The sequence below is a fragment of the Enterovibrio qingdaonensis genome, from assembly GCF_028683135.1.
Lineage (GTDB): Bacteria > Pseudomonadota > Gammaproteobacteria > Enterobacterales > Vibrionaceae > Enterovibrio > Enterovibrio qingdaonensis.
In genome coordinates this window covers 81,196-98,274 of record NZ_JAJUBB010000016.1, presented here as the reverse complement: position 1 = coordinate 98,274, position 17,079 = coordinate 81,196, and the positions used below count along the sequence as shown (strand labels likewise).

Sequence of the window (17,079 nt, the reverse complement as noted above, 5' to 3'; positions counted from 1 at the left end):
CGAAAATCGGGACGTGTCTCACTTTCTTTTCCTCGATTAACGACTATGTTTACTTTGTGTTCAGCTTTGGCTGAAATTTTTGGTGTTTTTGAAATTTCTGCCGACACAGAGCACACATTGATACAGCGGTATCCCAAAATACCTTCACAATTGGAGATGCTGTGTTACTATCGTTCGGCCTGGTTAATAGAGCTCTTTATGCTGCAATTGAAAACTTCGTTACACCCTACCTTCGCAAAAGTAAGTTGTCCTGAAGCTATTCGCTACATTTGCCACCATAAGTGATTCATTAATAGGTCTACATGCGCATGCGCAATGTTACAAATGGAAATATATTCAGGAGACAACATGTCTAAATCTACCGGTACCGTGAAGTGGTTTAACGAAGAGAAAGGTTTTGGTTTCATTCAACAAGAGAATGGCCCAGACGTATTCGTTCACTTCCGCGCTATCACTGGCGAAGGTTTCAAAACTCTGGCTGAAGGCCAACAAGTAGCATTTGAAATCGAACAAGGCCAAAAAGGTCCACAAGCTGCAAACGTAGAAAAAATCTAATTTTTTCTCCTCGCAGAGTTCTGAAAAGGGTGCCTTCTAGGCATCCTTTTTATTTTCAGCCTTTATCTCCTATCATCAGCAGTTTCCACACCGTCCAACAGCAAAAATTTCTTCCTCATTGCCACCACCAATCGCAATTTTGTACAAAAAAAGCCAATCCTCTTTGGGTATACTGCTCAATGATTGAATAAATGGAATTGTCATGGAATTTGCCAAATTTGATGCATCCCCTTTGCTTGGCGGCTTAGAGATCCTTCAAGCGACGTATGAAAAACAGGCATTTAGCCGACATACGCATGAAGGTTATACCGTGGGTGTCATCCGACAAGGTGCTCAACGTTTTTGGCGCAATGGCGGTTACCACGTCGCCCCAACCAACAGCATCATTCTCGTCAATGCAGATCAAATTCATGATGGACATTCCGCCAGCGAAGGCGGCTGGTCATATGAAGCGATGTATCCAACCGAAGCGCAATTTGAAGCTGTTTCCGCCGACTTAGGATTGCCCTGCTCTACACCCTACTTCCCCACCGCCGTAGAGACTGACCCCAAATTGGCTAACCAGCTGATTATGCTCTTCGACTTGCTTCGTGAAAATCAAGACCCTTTGTTAACGGAGACGTTTACGCACCATACTCTACTGTCATTGACTTGCCGTTACCAAAAGCCGTCATCAGTTTCCATTCCTTCGCCATCACTGGGACCACAGCTGGATTTAGTCAGGGAATATCTTCACCAACACTTTACAGACAATATCACGCTTGATGACCTCAGCAGCATGACAGGTGTCAGCCCGTATCACCTCGTCAGGCAATTTAAATCTCGCTTTGGGCTACCTCCTCACGCCTATCAAATTCAGTTAAAAATCCGACGCGCTAAAGCATTGCTCAAAACTGGGTTGTCAATTGCTGACAGTGCAATGGCATCAGGCTTTCACGATCAAAGCCATCTTCACCGCCACTTTCGACGAGCGATAGGGGTTACACCGAAACAGTACCAACGCGCAATTTTGTGCAATTCTTCCTCTCCACGTTGAGTTAGAACATAATTCTATCTTCAGCGAAAAAGGGCTTTCGACTCAATGAATGGACACTCAACTCTTACTCCGTCGACAAAGCGGATTTGGCTAACGGCATGCGCAGACATGACGCCATTAAGTGTCGCCGTTGTTCCATGGGGCATACTTTGCGGTTCATTAGGTATTCAAGCAGGTTTAACTCCACTTCAGGCGCAAGCCATGTCCTTGTTTGTCTTTGCCGGTGCAGCTCAGCTTTCCGGTATCACCATGATGGGTATTGGGGCACCAATAAGCACGCTGTTTAGCACGACGTTCGTCATCAGTGCGCGGCACCTTCTTTATTCTGTCAATATGCGCACCCATATCAGAACTCTCTCACTTAAGTGGCGACTGGCTCTTGGGTTCTTACTCACTGATGAAATGTATGTGTTAAGTGCTGCCCATACACAAAAACAGGGCGCATTTTGTCGCTACTACGCCCTATTCAGCGGCGCGTTTTTCTACCTTTGTTGGAATCTCGCGACACTGGTCGGTGTGTTGGGGGGAACGCACTTTGACAACATCGAAGATCTGGGGCTGGAGTTTGCTATCGCGGCCACCTTCATTGCATTAGTTATCCCAACAATCAAAGACATGGCTGTGCTTTGTAGTGTCATTGTTTCTGCCGTCTCAGTCATACTGCTCACCGTTATCGGGTTCAGTAACGCGCTTATCGCAGGTGCCTTGATTGGTATGCTGGCAGGTTTTTTATGGGAAACGATCAATCCAAGTCATCAAGATGAAAAAGAGAAGGAGTCAGGGAATGCATAACTGGTTAATGATCATTGGTATGGCAGCAATCACGTTTTCAGTACGTTACTTTTTCTTGGCCAAAAGTATCCCTTTTCGTGTATCACCGACTCTGCAACGATTTTTAAAATTTAGTGCTCCCGCCGTGCTCACCGCTTTAGCGGTGCCAATCCTTGTTTTTCCAGACGGACACCTCGATGTTTCATTCGACAATGCCTTCTTGCTGGCTGGAAGTTTCGTTTGTTTACTCAGTGTAATTCGTTTGGGCACCCTCCCTACTGTGGTCATTTCTATGGGCTTTTTCTTACTTATCCAATAATCTCTGCACAATGATATGTTTCATAATACAGACAGATGTCCAATTAATTGAAATACCAATCAAATAAACTATAAATTAGTAAGGGGAAGTGTTTTGGTAAGGGGGGAGCTTTATGCTAGATAAGTGCCTGATTGTTGACGATCATGAGATGATTCGAGAAACAATCGCTATCATGGCGAAATCTCTCGGATTTCAAGAAGCCATTACCGCTATCGACGGAGCCGATGCGATTTCAAAGCTCTTTCATGAACGTCCGTCTTTGGTAGTGACCGATTTACAGATGGACCCAATTGATGGGTTGGAAATGCTGCGTTTAATTCGTAGTGGTCGATTTGGCCTTCCTCATGACATCCCCATTATTATTCTGACCGCTAACGCGTCTGAAAGCGTCATTGCTCAATGTATCGCATTTGATGTTGATGCGTTTCTCGTCAAACCAGTCAACCGTAAGTCACTGCAAGAACGTTTAAACCAACTGGCACATCAGGCAAAACCCAAAAAAACCATTGAGCATTACTTCGAGATTTACCAACAAGATCCTGCAAAAACGACGGCCTTTCAAACCAACGGGACGATCGCTTTTGCTGACGATGTGATGGAAGAATTTGATTCTCTCATGGCGGAAAGTGCCCCTGTACCGGAAGCACCCCCCTCATTCTCAGAACCCATGTCTATCGACGCCCCAGTAATCGCGCCACCAAAGAAACTGTTCATCAAATGGCAAGACAGATTTTCAGTGGCCAACACAGACTTAGACAACAGCAATATGGCTCTGCTCGACATCATCAACGACAGTTACGATGTCATTATCAACCATAGGGATGACAAAGAGTTTGATGAAATTGCGGCGAGGTTTGATGTGTATGTCAAAGGACACATTCTTCTTGAAGAAGAATTACTTGAGCAAAGAGAATATCAACGCCTCAAAGTGCACAAAGAAATGCATGCACGATTGGTGAAACAAGCCGAATTCGTACTTTTAAAGTGCCAAGCTGACCCCAGTTTTTACAAGACAGATTTTTTCAAACTTCTGCGTTTTTGGTGGGTAAAACACGTTGTTCAGGAAGACACCAAATATAGAAATCTATTTCTAGAACACGCCTGAGGAAGATAAATGCTTAACCACCCGAACTTTTCCCAGGAGTCTCGACGCACCCTAGCGCAATTGGTGGTTAGTGGCGGGGCGGTGGTGCTGATCATCCTGCTCTCTTTTTTATGGTTTTTTCGCTCTGTCTATCAAGAAACACATTACAAACTCGAGTACTTTTTAAATTCAGAACTAGACACCGCCACCGTGCTTCTCCAAGACTGGTTTGAGCACAAAGATCGCGAATTGACCATCATGCAAAATGATGCCGCCCTTATTCGTGACCTTGAGACATTAACATCCGTAGATAAACCTCAATTTCGCGATATCGTATTGGCGCAAAGGGCACTAAACCCGTATCTCAATAGTTTTACCCTCTCTGCACTGATTCTTGTTTCTCCAAGCAATGAAGTGGCAATCAGTGTTGGTGACAAAAAAGCCATGCCGATGTCGTTTTTAACGAGCACAGTTGCTCAAATCCGTGCCGCAGGACATTACATTAGCACTCCAGTGAAACTCAATAATGATGATGAATCATCGTCGGTCATCTATGGCTTCGTGGTCGATAAAGAACAAGTGGGCTCATCTACCGCATCGGTGTTGATCGCTATCAAACCCAGCCAGTCTTTTGACCAACTGTTCACAACGCACGACGTCACAGAAAACAGACTCTTTTTCATCACAGACCAAAGCGGCAATATTATCGCGCCGTCATTTATGCAGAGAAATGCATCAGACTCACCATTTTTAACTCAACACTATGGCGATTATTTTAATCGCACACACGAGCGGTTCATCAATACCAAAGGCTACCCCGACCAAAACGGCATTGATGTGATTGGAACTTGGCAATGGTTACCCAGCCATTCTCTTGGCGTTGTCGTTGAATTTAAGGCAGATCGTGCCCTAAACACTATCGAGTTTACTCAGAAATACCTTCTTGCGGTTTTTTTGGCTGTAGTCGTTACGCTGTCACTTTTTTTCATTCGCCACGCAAACATTCTGCTTAAAATTGGATTTAGCAAAAGCTATCTCGAATCCATACTCAGAAACTACCGAGATGGTGTGCTGGTAATCGACGAAAAAGGGCGAGTTACGTCCAGTAATCAAGCCGCAATTACTTTGCTAGAAGCCCCTGAAAATTGCCGCGTTGGCGAAGTTCATCAATTAAAAGCACTCGAGAGTGACGAGAATGCCTTGCTCATTGGAGCGGTGGAGAAAGCATATCTTGGTGCGCTGTCATTGTCAGAAATGGAGTCGGTTCAAACGCTTGGTGATGAACGTGAAATTCGCTATCTAAGCTTCAAAGCCAGCAAACAGAAAATAGGTGGCATCCATCATGTCGTTATCGTGATCAGAGATATCTCTAAACAACTGAATGTTGAAGCCAAATTAAGTCGGGGGAATGCGCTGTACTCGGTGTTTAACACGGTCCAAGATTTATACATGACCACTGGTGATTCTGATCGTAGCTTTAAAAAAGCGTTGGCTGTTCTATCGACATTTACCGACAGTGAACTCGCAGCCATGATCGCCATTAAAAACGACGAACAAACCTTGCTGTACACACACACTCAAAACAGCACTGCAAACCAATTCACCGTGCTTCCTGAACCTCTGCTCCACTATGCACAACAATGTATCAAGCTTAAACGGACAGGGTTCTCGCAAGATGCTGAACACATCGATAGTGAAAATCCGCTATTCGGCCAGTATGTTCTCATCCCTCTTATCACTAAAGGTGAAGCAATAGGTGTCATATTCTTAGCGGGTCGACACTTTGAATACGATGATGAAGTCATCAACTGGATTGCTCCCGTGGTGAAAAGCATCTGTAGCATGATGTATTCAGATAAACAGACACAACTGAACCAAGAAGTGACGGTCGCTTTGCGTCATGCCAAAGAGGAAGCCGAGCAAGCCAACGAAGCAAAATCGACATTTCTGGCAATGATGAGCCACGAAATACGCACACCCATTAATGGCATTATTGGCATGTCAGAAGTGCTGGGAAACACAAAGCTGGCGTATGAACAAAGCCACTATAACGAGACCATCTCTACGTCTGCTAACGCCTTGTTAGACATCATCAATGACGTCCTTGATCTTTCAAAAATAGAAGCCGGAAAAATGACGGTCAGGCATGAGTCTATGTGCCTTAGTGAGCTGATAGAAAATGTAACGAACATCGTCGCACCGCGTGTAAAAGACACGGTAAGTTTTTCTTCGTATTTAGACCCTCGCTTACCTATTCGCGTTATTTCTGATTTTTCAAAACTTCGACAAACACTCGTCAATATCGCTGGGAATTCAGCAAAATTTACTGAAACAGGCTACGTCGATATCTCATTTATCCTGTTAGACAAAAATGACGGCCACTGCACTATCGAGATGAAAGTAACTGACACAGGAATTGGTATTGACAAAGCTGACCTGAAAAAAGTGTTTGAAAAGTTCTCTCAGATTGACAATACCAGCAAGCGACGATTTCAAGGTACGGGGCTGGGATTACCCATCTGCTATAAGTTTGTAGAACTCTTGGGCGGTAGCATAGAAGCCGATAGCGACATTGGTAAAGGCTCGACATTTACCATCACGCTTAGTGTCGCTATGGACCCCAAAAACATCAAAGATCTATCAAAACCTTCTCCCGTTTTAGAACAACAGCGAGTGCTCGTCATCTCGCGAAGTGTCAGCCAAGTTTCAAATATCATGAAGTACCTTGAATATCATGATATGCAATGTGTAGTGGCAAGAAATGAGCATTCTGCGTTGGTCACATTGGAAAATGCGCCTGGCTTTATGTATACCCTCGTAGATCATACCGTGTCATTAGAAGAGCTTCGCCCGCTTCTTGCTGTAGAGAATTTCACCAAGCACGTGATATATCTTGCTGATATAAAAGGAGTACTCACTCATCGTCCTTACTCAATATCCGCATCACTTACCGCGCCATTTACCATTTTAAATCTGACTCAGGCTCTTGAAGTTATCGCTCACATGGACAGCAAAGGGCAAACAAGAGACGAGATATTCGCCCAACTCACTGAGCGAGTAATTATCTCTAAACGACAAGAGACGGCACTGATCCAAACTGGATTGTCGATATTGGTTGCCGAGGACCACCCTGTAAATCAGGATCTCATTACCACGGTGCTTAAAAACTTAGGATGCCACCCAACCCTTGCGGACAATGGCGCGATCGCATTTGAGCGCTATATGTCTGACAGGTTCGACATGGTGTTTATGGACTGCCAAATGCCTGTGATGGATGGGTATGAAACCACGCAAAGGATACGTGAGATAGAAGCAAAGAATCACTTGCCTGCAATCCCCATTCTCGCCATGACGGCCAATGCAATGGCCAGTGACAGAGCACGATGCTTAGATGTTGGAATGACAGAGTATATCGCGAAGCCTTTTAAGCAGCAGGAGCTTATCGACTTAATGAATTCGCTTATCCGCGAACATAAGATCACAGGGACTGACAACACGAGCCCCGCACAGACTATCGATCACGTAATGCCTGAGCATGTAGCGACACCTTCCACTGCATCCTCTACCCCATCAGCAGATCACTCCGAGCAACAAGAAGACTGCTTCGATTTATCAACGCTTAAAGAGACAACAGGCGATGACCCTGAATTGCTCATGATGCTCATCGATCGCTATAGAGAAACTCAGTCTTCCGACATCAATGCGATGGAGGCAGCATGGCAAGCGGAGAATTATCAGGACCTTCGAAAAACGGCTCACAAGATGAAAGGTGCTGCGTTAATGGTGGGAGCAATCGAATTTTCTGAGCAATGTAAGGCCCTTGAGCAACTCGATTTCACCCAAACGGTACCTGAAGAACTCATCACCGCAATAAAACACATGAGTGACGATCTTTGCGAGCGAATGGCATCGGCAGTTAAGGTGATTTAGCTGTGCTAGACGATATTGAGTGTTTTCGCAAGGAAGATTTAGTTGCAATTCAATCCCTTTTATAAAGATTGATAACCGAGCTGCACTAATGTCAGGTGTGACTATGCAAGTCCACGATTTTTAACTAATTTTGATAACAAATACTAATAAACATAACTTATATCTTTTTCTTTTAATTGAGAATACGCTATGCCGACCGTTATCCCATTCCCGAAAGAGAATGCTCAGCGAACACAGGACACCTGTGCGTTGACGGAGTTGATCAGAGAAGAACTCATGCATTTAAGCTCAAATGAGTACATGATCAGCTGCATTCTTGAGCGCATGAAGCCATTTATCGCTTCGATTGACTACGACCTCAGTCTTGATGTTGAACTCACAGACGAAAATGAAGATGCGATGATGGAGCTGATCCCTGCAGTGCAGAAACTTCAGTCACGCTTTGACGGCATCATTTCAGATATTATTTCTGAAAGGATCCTTCATGAAATCCATCTATTTCATATCGAACGTGCGACTAAGATGTAATCACCACTAACTGACAAGCGAGAAGAGAGTGCATGCCTTTTCTCGCTTAATTTCCCATTCATCCATTCGCATATTGCAACTATCTTCCTTTGATTTTCTTATTTTGAAAACAACGCAATAGCTTCTCCCCCCCGCACTTTTCCATTTGGCACACTTCAACCAACCACCCTAAGTGACAGATTTCATGAAAAAATCTCATTAGCTTATATACTTATCAATAAGCTCATATTTTGAACTATGCCTCACATTAAAGACATATGTTTCATTGGCGTAATTCTTGCAACACTACTTGTAACGCCAATTCGCATTGTAAGGAGGGATAGATGGGAGTAGCAGCCATTAGCTCTGGTTCGATCCACACATTTCGTTCTCGCTCGGGAGCTCGAAAGTTTCCGAGAATTGAGTTCCCTGCCCAGATAGAAATTGATGGTGTACTTTATCCAACCAATGAATGGAGTGTGGGTGGGTTCTCGGTCCCTGATGGGAACATTAAAGGGAAAAAGGGTGATAAAGGGGAAGGTCACCTGTGCTTTGAACTACCTGTTGGACGTTTTTCAACGCCAGTACACTTTGAAGTCATGCGAGTAACCGATGATGGCCATGTGCTCGGTTGTCAATTCTACTCCCTCAATTCTGGTCACCAAAAAACGCTTCAATCCATCGTCGATACATATCTCACTGGCGAAACTATCTCTCTGGAAAGCGTCACGTCTTATGGCGTAAAAGCGCAGCTCCACGAAGAGGAAGTTAAGCGCATGCAGCAAAACTGGTGGCGTTTCGCCGTCGTTGCTCTTGTTTCGATTGCGCTGATTGCCACAGCAGCATTAATGATTCAATCAAGGCTTCTATCAATCAATTCCGAACACGCAGCAGTCAGCCAACCTGTATTTACTCAACGCAGTTATAACAATGGCGTGCTGCGACTTGGCGAGTACAAACCAGGTCAGAGGGTCAAAAAAGGGGAATTACTTTTTTCCGTATTTACCGAAGAAGGCACCGATTTACTCGCAAAGGATAAATTACTGTTAAGTACCATTAACAGCGAAATTCTTTACCTGCAAACACTGCTGCGACAAAGTAAGGAATCTGTGGCTCGCTACAATTCCAGACTGTTCAAAGAATTGAAAATCATCACTGAAAAAAGAGAGCTTTTAGAAGACGAACTCAAAACTCGCGAGACGATTTTGGCACTTTATAACAATGGCGTAAGAAATGGCACCGTCGACAACGTATCAAGAGAGCTCGAGCGCGTCGCTATTTATGGAATACAGCGAGAAATCCTCTCCATTGACACCGAGATTGAATACATTGAAAACCAGCTTGATCAAATCCTTATCGGTGTTCCTCCTCGAGAAGCGCAAGTCGATTCCAAGTCCCCGTTTGAAGTCAACAGTAAACTCAATAAGCTCATCAAAGAAAAGGATAAAGTTCTAGAAGAGATAGAGCGCCTCAAAACTCGCGGCCTCGCTTATGCTCCTTGTGACTGTTACATCGTCGCCATTAACTCCACCGACGGCCAAGTGGTTCAAACCGGCACATCCATTTTCGAATTATCACCTGTATCCAAGGAAGATCGTACAGAGCGTTCGATTCTCGCTTTGATGCCTCTAGAGCGCGCGGAATTGCTCAAAATTGGTATGCCTGTTGAGTACCGCTTGGCAAGTACGGAAGAAAAAATGACAGGGATAATCGACCATATACAGTTCTATAGCGCGTCTAACAGTGATATTTACAACGACGAAGGCGAATCGTTAAGCGGATTGCCTAAAGTGTTGCCAAGGCTCCAACAATACACCTTGATAAAGATTCTGCCAGATTCTAAAGACACTGACTCCATCGTCAATGAGCCAGTTTCTGTTGTGGCGACTGTCGGTTGGTCAGATGTTTTTAAACGTTGGTTCAACTTATGAACGTAAAGAATCTTGTCGTTAAAAACTTCTATCGGCAAGACCCACTTCACATCACTCTGCTGTGGTGGCTTTTCTTTGGAGGGTTACTACTTGGCCTATGGACCATTTATGGTTTTCTCCCTGATGAGCATGTGAACCCAGAGGTTTTATACACGCTCGGAATAATCGGGGCATGGCGATACGGGTGGAAAACTATCCATCTGTTTCGAGGCTTGTATTACCAATATGTTCGTTACCCTGTCCTCTCTAGCCTTGCCGAGCTCACTCATAAACCCAGTGAAATACTCCTCGTTATTCCTTGCTATCGTACGACGCCAGAAATCAGTGCCCCTGTTTTTAAAGCGTTGATCGATGAAATTGGTAACTTTGGTGTCGCCTGCCGTGCCGTAGCCTGTGTGACCGATGAAGCTGATCTGGATATCATTGAAACGCAGTTCAACAAGTTACAGGAAAGAGTGCCTGTCAGTTTGTATATCATCGACCAAGATGGGAGCGGTAAACGTAATACCATGGCTGACGCACTGACACTGTTAGCTGATGACCGCCCCGTATCCAAAGACAGTATCTTGGTATTGATGGACGGCGATACCGTTTTACCTGAAGGTATCCTGAAAAAGGCATCCGGTTTTCTAATGCGTTACCACGACTTAGGTGCGTTGACGACCCACAATGCGCCCATCGTCAAAGGCAACTCCCTAACCCGCCAATGGTATCGCCAGCGTATGGCACAGCGTCACTTCTACATGAGCTCACTAAGCCTCACCTTTCGCGTCTTAGTGCTAACGGGCCGTTTTTCAGTCTACCGTGCCTCCTTGGCACTCTCTCCGGACTTTATTGATAGCCTTCGCTATGACCATGTAAGTCATTGGCGTTATGGCCGCATCCGAATGCTAACGGGAGACGATAAAAGCACGTGGTATTTTGTGCTCAAAGAGCAATGGAAAATGATGTACTTGCCTGATGTTTCCGTTACCTGTCTTGAAGACGCCCCTTCGGGAAGCTTTTTCAAAACCAGTGTGTCTCTCATGACCCGCTGGTACGGAAATATGCTGAGAAGTAACATGCGTGCAATTGATCTGGGACCCAAAAAAGCCGGGATATTTTTGTGGCTTTGCTTGTTGGATCAACGAATTAGCATGTGGACAACCCTGATAGGTCCAACACTGGCTTTAGTCGTCGCAACCTACATGGGCGCAAAAGTGGTGATCGCTTATTTATTTTGGGTCATCGCAACGCGAAGTCTTAATGTCCTACTCATTTCAATACAGTCTGGTCAATTCCATCCCATTTTCGTGCCCTTACTCTGGTACGAACAATTGGTCGGGTCGTTTGTGAAAGTCTACCTATTTTTCCATCCAAACCTTCAAAAATGGACTCGACAAGATATCAGTGGACAAGACGTCGACCATTCGATGTCTCAACAAATAAAGCGATGGCTCCCCCATCTGCAAACCACAGCGGCATTCAGCACCTTGCTCATTTTTGTTATGTGGCTTTACGGTGCTGAAGCTTAACATCACCCTTCGGTTTTATTTTGTCAGAACACCAAATATTTAACGATCTTAAACAACCACTTACACGCGATTCCTGCTTATCTTCCCTATAAAACCTGCTTGCTCTCACGCCGATCTCGCCCTAATATAACACTGTATACATATACAGTGTTTTTATGGTTATGATTGACAACATTCTCGCGCTACATTCTGGAATCTGGACGGCAAACCGCCTCTACCAACCCCAGACACATTGTCGTCCTAGTGGTCATGCTCTGCTTGATGAAAAGCTCGATGGCGGCTGGCCAGAATCCGGTGTCGTAGAACTCCAACTTCCTTGTTTTGGCATCGGAGAATTGAGGTTGGTTTTACCTGCCATTGCTCGTGCTTTGGAGGACAGTGAACTGACCGTATTCGCCACCCCACCCGGAGAAATAAATCCCATTGCTTTATGTCAGGCAGGACTCAATCTTGAAAAAGTGGTGATACTCGATACCTCAACATCCTCCAGTTTATGGTGTGTCGAACAGGCATTGAAAAGTGGTTGCTGTAGAAGTGCCGTGCTTTGGGGCGAAGCTCTGTCTGTTACGCAAGCCAGACGCTTACAACTGGCAGCCGCAGAGAATGACTGTCTGCTATTTATGATCACCCACCAGCAAAGCGTTCAAGGGCTCCCTGTGAGCTGTCGATTAGCAATCACGCCCGTCGAAGAAGGGCTCAGTATCCGCGTTGTTAAACGTCGAGGTTTACCAGTATTGCCTTTTACGCTGCCCTTGCCCGCTGTCTGTAATACCTTTTCACTCATGGACAAGTTCTTGCCACTGCCAGAGGCGAACTCACTTCCTTCCAACGTGGTGCCATTGTTCCGATGACACTGTGGCTTTACTTATATTTTCCGTCCTTATTGCTCGATACGCTCATGAGAGATAACGGCACAACAGCCCCATTGATCGTGCTTTCCCGCGCAACAGGCTCAGTGCTACAAGCGAACCAAGCGGCCATAGACAGTGGTATTCGCATCGGCAATGACCTCGGTACTGCCAGCGCACTTTGCCACGCACTCGATGTGGTCGATTATGATGAGCAGTTGGAAAGCGCGCGCCTTCAGCAACTGGCTACCCAACTTTATCAGATTAATGCAGATATTGTTTCTGATGCGCCGAACGGCTTGCTAATGAAAGTCAGCCCTATGTTGAAGCTCTATGGGTCGCTGGATGCCTACTGGCAAGCTCTGCTACCCACTATTCACCATGAGAACGTTCACTTTCATTTTGCCCTCAGCCCATGCCCAGAAGCCGTAAAACAACTTGCTCGCACAGGGATAGACAGAGGTTTTCTCACCGTAGAAACAACCCAACAAGCACTTTCCGCACTGCCTGTTTGCCAGCTAGGTTTAACAGAAAAACAGATTACCCAACTTGAACGCATGGGGGTTCGCCATGCTAAACAGCTTTTCGACCTCCCGATTGACTCACTCGGTCAACGCTTTGGAAAGACACTGACCGAGCACATTCGCGCCTTAACACAAACGAAAATTGCACTCCCTGCCATGTTTTCACCCCCTACGTTTTTCCATCAATCGCTGGAATTGCTGCATGAAATCGCCTCCAGCCAAACCTTGTGTTTTCCCATACAGCGCATGCTAAAAGAAATGGAGAAGTTTCTTGAGGTACGTGAGTCGGTGGTACCTGAAATTACGCTGAAGCTCATCCAACGTGACGATCACGAGGTAAAAATCATCACGCTATACGCAGCAAAACCAGAATCAGCCGCCAGCCGATGGATGCCACTTTTACAGTTGCACTTGGAAAAACTGACGTTGGATGCTCCAGTCATTCATATCCATTTAGATGCTAATACGCTGTTACCTAGGCAGTCTCCTACACAGGATTTGTTCGCGGGTAAACGCGGACAAATCTCCCCCGGAGAACTGATCAGCCTGCTTCAAGCCAAAGCGGGTAAACACGGTGTGTATAGTATGACGTTGGTTGATGACCATCGCCCCGAGCTTGCATTCAAGCACCAAGCTCCACTACAGACCAGCCAACAAGCGATCCCTTTGCCTTTACCAACACGCCCTTCGCTGTTGCATAAAACGCCACGTCCACTACTGGCAAAGCCCGACACATTAACCGGACCTGAGCGAATTTGCAGCGGTTGGTGGGACCAAGCTCCGGTTCAGCGGGATTACTTTATCGCACGCAACAAACGCGGCCAGTTGTGCTGGGTATTTCGAACCGCAGCCGGTGAGTGGTTCGAACACGGCTTATTTTGCTGACCTAAGTACATATTACTGACCTAAGTACACCTTGTTGATCTAAGTACAGAGACAAATTTCCATGCAAAACAATGACAGCATCCTATGGTTCGGAGAACTTCACTGTAAAAGTAATTACAGTTTTCTGACTGGTGCATCTCATCCTGAAGAGCTGGTCGTTCGCGCTGCGACACTGGGGTACCAAGCCATAGCTATCACCGATGAATGCTCACTAGCAGGTGTAGTGCGTGCTTACACCGCCATTCGCGAACAAAACTTAAACATCAAACAAATCGTCGGATCTGAAATTCATTTTCAAGGCGAGAAGCTGGTACTTCTTTGCCCTAGCAGAGCGGCGTATGGCGAGCTCTCACGGCTTATCACACAAGCACGCATGCGCAGCGAAAAAGGCCATTATCAAGTCTTCAGCGATGATTTTTCGCACATCAAACACTGCTTGTGTATCTGGTACCCGGCCCACGGCGCGGTCAATGTTGAGCAACTGACTCCTCTTCAACATAGCTTGAAAGATCGCTTTGAAGGACGCTTCTGGCTAGGTGTAGAACGACTTCTCCTGCCTAATGAAGCCGACTATCTGGCCATGATCGACGCACTTGCTGATGTGCTGGATATACCCGTTGTGTGTTCAAACGATGTATTGATGCACCATTCAAGACGGCAGCCCCTGCTTGATGTCGTGACCGCAATCCGTCTGGGGAAACCACTTCACTCCTGCGGGCAGGCTTTACCACGCAACGGAGAACAAGCATTAAAATCCCTCAATAAATTGCAAAAGCTATACCCCGAGGTTTGGCTCAATGAAACCCGCCGGATCTCGGACAGGTGTACGTTTTGCCTGAGTGAACTTCGCTATGAATACCCCGCTGAACTTGTACCGGATGGATTCACCGCCTCGGCATACCTCAAACACCTTGTCGAAAAAGGAATTGCGCTACGTTTTCCTCACGGTATCAAGCCCAGCATTCAAGCCACCATCGACAAAGAATTAACCTTGATCGCAGAGCAAGGCTACGAATACTTTTTCCTCACCATTTACGACATTGTTCAATTCGCGAAATCACAAGGCATTCTCTATCAAGGGCGCGGCTCTGCGGCAAACTCCGTAGTGTGTTACTGCCTTGAAATCACTGCCGTCAATCCGGAGAAAATCAACGTCCTGTTTGAGCGTTTTATCTCGAAAGAGCGCGATGAGCCGCCCGATATTGATGTCGATTTCGAACACGAACGCCGTGAAGAGGTGTTCCGCTATATCTACCAAAAATACGGACGCCAACGCGCGGCCATTGCGGCCACTGTCATCACGTATCGCTTCAAAAGTGCATTCCGAGATGTCGGCAAAGCATTAGGGATCAATGAAACCCAACTCGACTACTACATTAAAAACCTCAATCACAGAGACAAAGGGTTGGATAAGGCCGAGCAATTACAAACCTTAGGGCTTGATGTTCATTCACACCTTGGTCGCTGGTTGCTAGAGCTTGTAGAAGAGATCCGCGGCTTTCCTCGCCACCTCAGCCAACATGTAGGCGGATTCATTATTTCCGCAGGACCATTGTATGAGCTGGTTCCGGTCGAAAATGCCGCCATGGCAGAACGCAGCGTGATCCAGTGGGACAAAGACGACTTAGAATCGCTAGGGTTGCTCAAAGTCGATATTCTTGCCCTTGGTATGCTCAGTGCCATTCGCAAAGCCTTCGCCATCATTGAATCACAACATGGACGCCGCTATTCCATCGCCCATATCACCGCATTGGGTGACGACCCCAAGGTTTATCATCAGCTACAAAAAGCAGATTCTGTGGGGGTTTTTCAAGTGGAATCACGAGCCCAGATGAGCATGCTGCCAAGGCTTCGACCCGCGTGTTACTACGATCTGGTCATTCAGATTGCGATTGTTCGCCCCGGCCCAATACAAGGTGACATGGTACACCCGTACCTGAAACGACGCTGGGGAGAAGAGCCTATCAGCTACCCATCAAAAGAGGTCGAAGCCGTATTATCTCGCACACAAGGCGTACCGATTTTCCAAGAGCAAGTCATACAACTGGCGATGGTGGCAGCAGGATTCAGTGGGGGTGAGGCCGATCAGTTACGACGCGCGATGGCAGCGTGGAAACGCAATGGCAAGCTGGCCCCCTTTCGAGAAAAGCTCATCAACGGCATGCAAGAACGTGGCTATAGCGTTGAATTTGCCGAACAGATTTTTCGTCAAATACAAGGGTTCGGTGAATACGGTTTCCCTGAATCACACAGCGCGTCATTCGCCGTGTTAGCTTACACATCGTCATGGCTCAAGCACTACTACCCTGTCGCGTTTTATTGTTCGTTGCTCAACAGCCAACCCATGGGGTTTTATAGTCCATCCCAGCTGCTACAAGATGCGGCACGCCATGGCGTAACTATTCTGCCTGTCTGCGTAAACCACAGCCTATGGGATCATCAGCAAGTTATGATCGATAGCCGCCCAGCCCTGCGTCTCGGTTTTCGTCTCGTAAAAGGACTCTCAGAACAAGGCGTACAGAAGTTACTGAAGCAACGCCCTGCGAATGGCTTTACGCATTTGAATGCGCTGCGGCAGTGCGGATTGGGTAAAGGCGACCTAGAAGCACTTGCCAGTGCCAACGCCACGCAAGTGCTGTCGAACAATCGTTATGCGGCAAGGTGGCAAATGATGGACGACAGCCATACGTTACCGCTGCTTGCCAACATGACCCCTGACACACAAGACAGCCATGCGATTACCGCGCCATCTGACGTGGAAAATTTGATTGAAGACTATGCATCTACGGGGCTTTCGCTTGGCAAGCATCCCATCGCTCTGCTGAATGAAAAAGGCAAACTAGGCAGACACCGTCTCGCCAGCGAGTTAACCCAAATTAAATCCGGCACAGCAGTGACAGTAGTCGGTATCGTCACTGGTCGTCAGCGGCCAGGCACCGCCAGTGGCGTAACATTTGTGACGCTGGAAGATCACACCGGCAATATCAATGTCGTCGTCTGGCTGGCCACTGCCCGCGCACAGAACACACCGTTTGTGTCGGCAAAAATCTTAAAGGTGAAAGGTATTTTAGAGCGTGAAGGCGATGTGGTGCACATCATTGCAGGACGACTGATTGATATGACAGCCACACTTGATCAATTGCTGGTGAATTCTAGGGATTTTCATTGAGGCAAG

Annotated in this window: 12 protein-coding genes; all 12 read left to right on the top strand. The window is 46.4% G+C overall.

From position 1 onward, the window contains the following. Nucleotides 1-348: 348 nt before the first annotated feature. The 12 genes from cspE (at nt 349) to LRP49_RS18645 (ending at nt 17,073) form a co-directional block, all read left to right on the top strand. Nucleotides 349-555, top strand: a complete 207-nt coding sequence (gene cspE / locus LRP49_RS18700) for a transcription antiterminator/RNA stability regulator CspE (protein WP_067414018.1) — start codon at nt 349-351, stop codon at nt 553-555. A 202-nt stretch (nt 556-757) separates the two neighbouring features. After that, entirely contained in the window at nt 758-1,591 is an 834-nt protein-coding gene (locus LRP49_RS18695; protein WP_274143916.1) for an AraC family transcriptional regulator, read from the top strand. A 45-nt stretch (nt 1,592-1,636) separates the two neighbouring features. Next, on the top strand, nt 1,637-2,383 hold the full coding sequence (locus LRP49_RS18690; protein WP_274143914.1) for an AzlC family ABC transporter permease: 747 nt from the start codon (nt 1,637-1,639) through the stop codon (nt 2,381-2,383). Beyond that, nucleotides 2,376-2,681: an AzlD domain-containing protein gene (locus tag LRP49_RS18685; RefSeq protein WP_274143912.1), complete on the top strand. Its 306-nt coding sequence runs from the start codon at nt 2,376-2,378 to the stop codon at nt 2,679-2,681. Before LRP49_RS18690 ends, LRP49_RS18685 begins: the two co-directional genes overlap by 8 nt. Before the next feature lie 112 nt (nt 2,682-2,793). Then, nucleotides 2,794-3,786, top strand: coding sequence for a response regulator (locus tag LRP49_RS18680; RefSeq protein ID WP_274143910.1), 993 nt, complete (start codon nt 2,794-2,796; stop codon nt 3,784-3,786). Nucleotides 3,787-3,795: 9 nt separating this feature from the next. Further along, nucleotides 3,796-7,695, top strand: a complete 3,900-nt coding sequence (locus tag LRP49_RS18675; protein WP_274143908.1) for a response regulator — start codon at nt 3,796-3,798, stop codon at nt 7,693-7,695. Between the two features lie 189 nt (nt 7,696-7,884). Beyond that, nucleotides 7,885-8,223: a hypothetical protein gene (locus LRP49_RS18670; protein WP_274143907.1), complete on the top strand. Its 339-nt coding sequence runs from the start codon at nt 7,885-7,887 to the stop codon at nt 8,221-8,223. A gap of 323 nt (nt 8,224-8,546) precedes the next feature. Then, nucleotides 8,547-10,133 carry an HlyD family secretion protein gene (locus tag LRP49_RS18665; protein WP_274143905.1) on the top strand — a complete coding sequence of 529 codons (1,587 nt, stop codon included), beginning with the start codon at nt 8,547-8,549 and terminating at the stop codon, nt 10,131-10,133. Beyond that, nucleotides 10,130-11,647, top strand: coding sequence for a glycosyltransferase (locus LRP49_RS18660; protein ID WP_274143904.1), 1,518 nt, complete (start codon nt 10,130-10,132; stop codon nt 11,645-11,647). The genes LRP49_RS18665 and LRP49_RS18660 overlap by 4 nt, the downstream gene beginning before the upstream one ends. Nucleotides 11,648-11,802: 155 nt before the next feature. Then, nucleotides 11,803-12,498 (top strand): translesion DNA synthesis-associated protein ImuA, encoded by a 696-nt coding sequence (gene imuA, locus LRP49_RS18655; protein WP_274143902.1) that lies wholly within the window; start codon nt 11,803-11,805, stop codon nt 12,496-12,498. Next, a complete protein-coding gene (locus LRP49_RS18650; protein WP_274143900.1) occupies nt 12,495-13,904 on the top strand; it encodes a Y-family DNA polymerase in 1,410 nt (469 codons plus the stop codon). Before imuA ends, LRP49_RS18650 begins: the two co-directional genes overlap by 4 nt. Before the next feature lie 61 nt (nt 13,905-13,965). After that, nucleotides 13,966-17,073 (top strand): error-prone DNA polymerase, encoded by a 3,108-nt coding sequence (locus LRP49_RS18645; RefSeq protein WP_274143899.1) that lies wholly within the window; start codon nt 13,966-13,968, stop codon nt 17,071-17,073. Nucleotides 17,074-17,079: the final 6 nt, after the last annotated feature.

Bases quoted from the DNA above. Each gene is read 5' to 3' on its own strand.
- LRP49_RS18695 (WP_274143916.1), top strand. From the start codon at position 758: ATGGAATTTGCCAAATTTGATGCATCCCCTTTGCTTGGCGGCTTAGAG.
- cspE (WP_067414018.1), top strand. From the start codon at position 349: ATGTCTAAATCTACCGGTACCGTGAAGTGGTTTAACGAAGAGAAAGGT.
- LRP49_RS18670 (WP_274143907.1), top strand. From the start codon at position 7,885: ATGCCGACCGTTATCCCATTCCCGAAAGAGAATGCTCAGCGAACACAG.
- LRP49_RS18680 (WP_274143910.1), top strand. From the start codon at position 2,794: ATGCTAGATAAGTGCCTGATTGTTGACGATCATGAGATGATTCGAGAA.
- LRP49_RS18685 (WP_274143912.1), top strand. From the start codon at position 2,376: ATGCATAACTGGTTAATGATCATTGGTATGGCAGCAATCACGTTTTCA.
- imuA (WP_274143902.1), top strand. From the start codon at position 11,803: ATGGTTATGATTGACAACATTCTCGCGCTACATTCTGGAATCTGGACG.
- LRP49_RS18665 (WP_274143905.1), top strand. From the start codon at position 8,547: ATGGGAGTAGCAGCCATTAGCTCTGGTTCGATCCACACATTTCGTTCT.
- LRP49_RS18675 (WP_274143908.1), top strand. From the start codon at position 3,796: ATGCTTAACCACCCGAACTTTTCCCAGGAGTCTCGACGCACCCTAGCG.
- LRP49_RS18690 (WP_274143914.1), top strand. From the start codon at position 1,637: ATGAATGGACACTCAACTCTTACTCCGTCGACAAAGCGGATTTGGCTA.
- LRP49_RS18660 (WP_274143904.1), top strand. From the start codon at position 10,130: ATGAACGTAAAGAATCTTGTCGTTAAAAACTTCTATCGGCAAGACCCA.
- LRP49_RS18645 (WP_274143899.1), top strand. From the start codon at position 13,966: ATGCAAAACAATGACAGCATCCTATGGTTCGGAGAACTTCACTGTAAA.
- LRP49_RS18650 (WP_274143900.1), top strand. From the start codon at position 12,495: ATGACACTGTGGCTTTACTTATATTTTCCGTCCTTATTGCTCGATACG.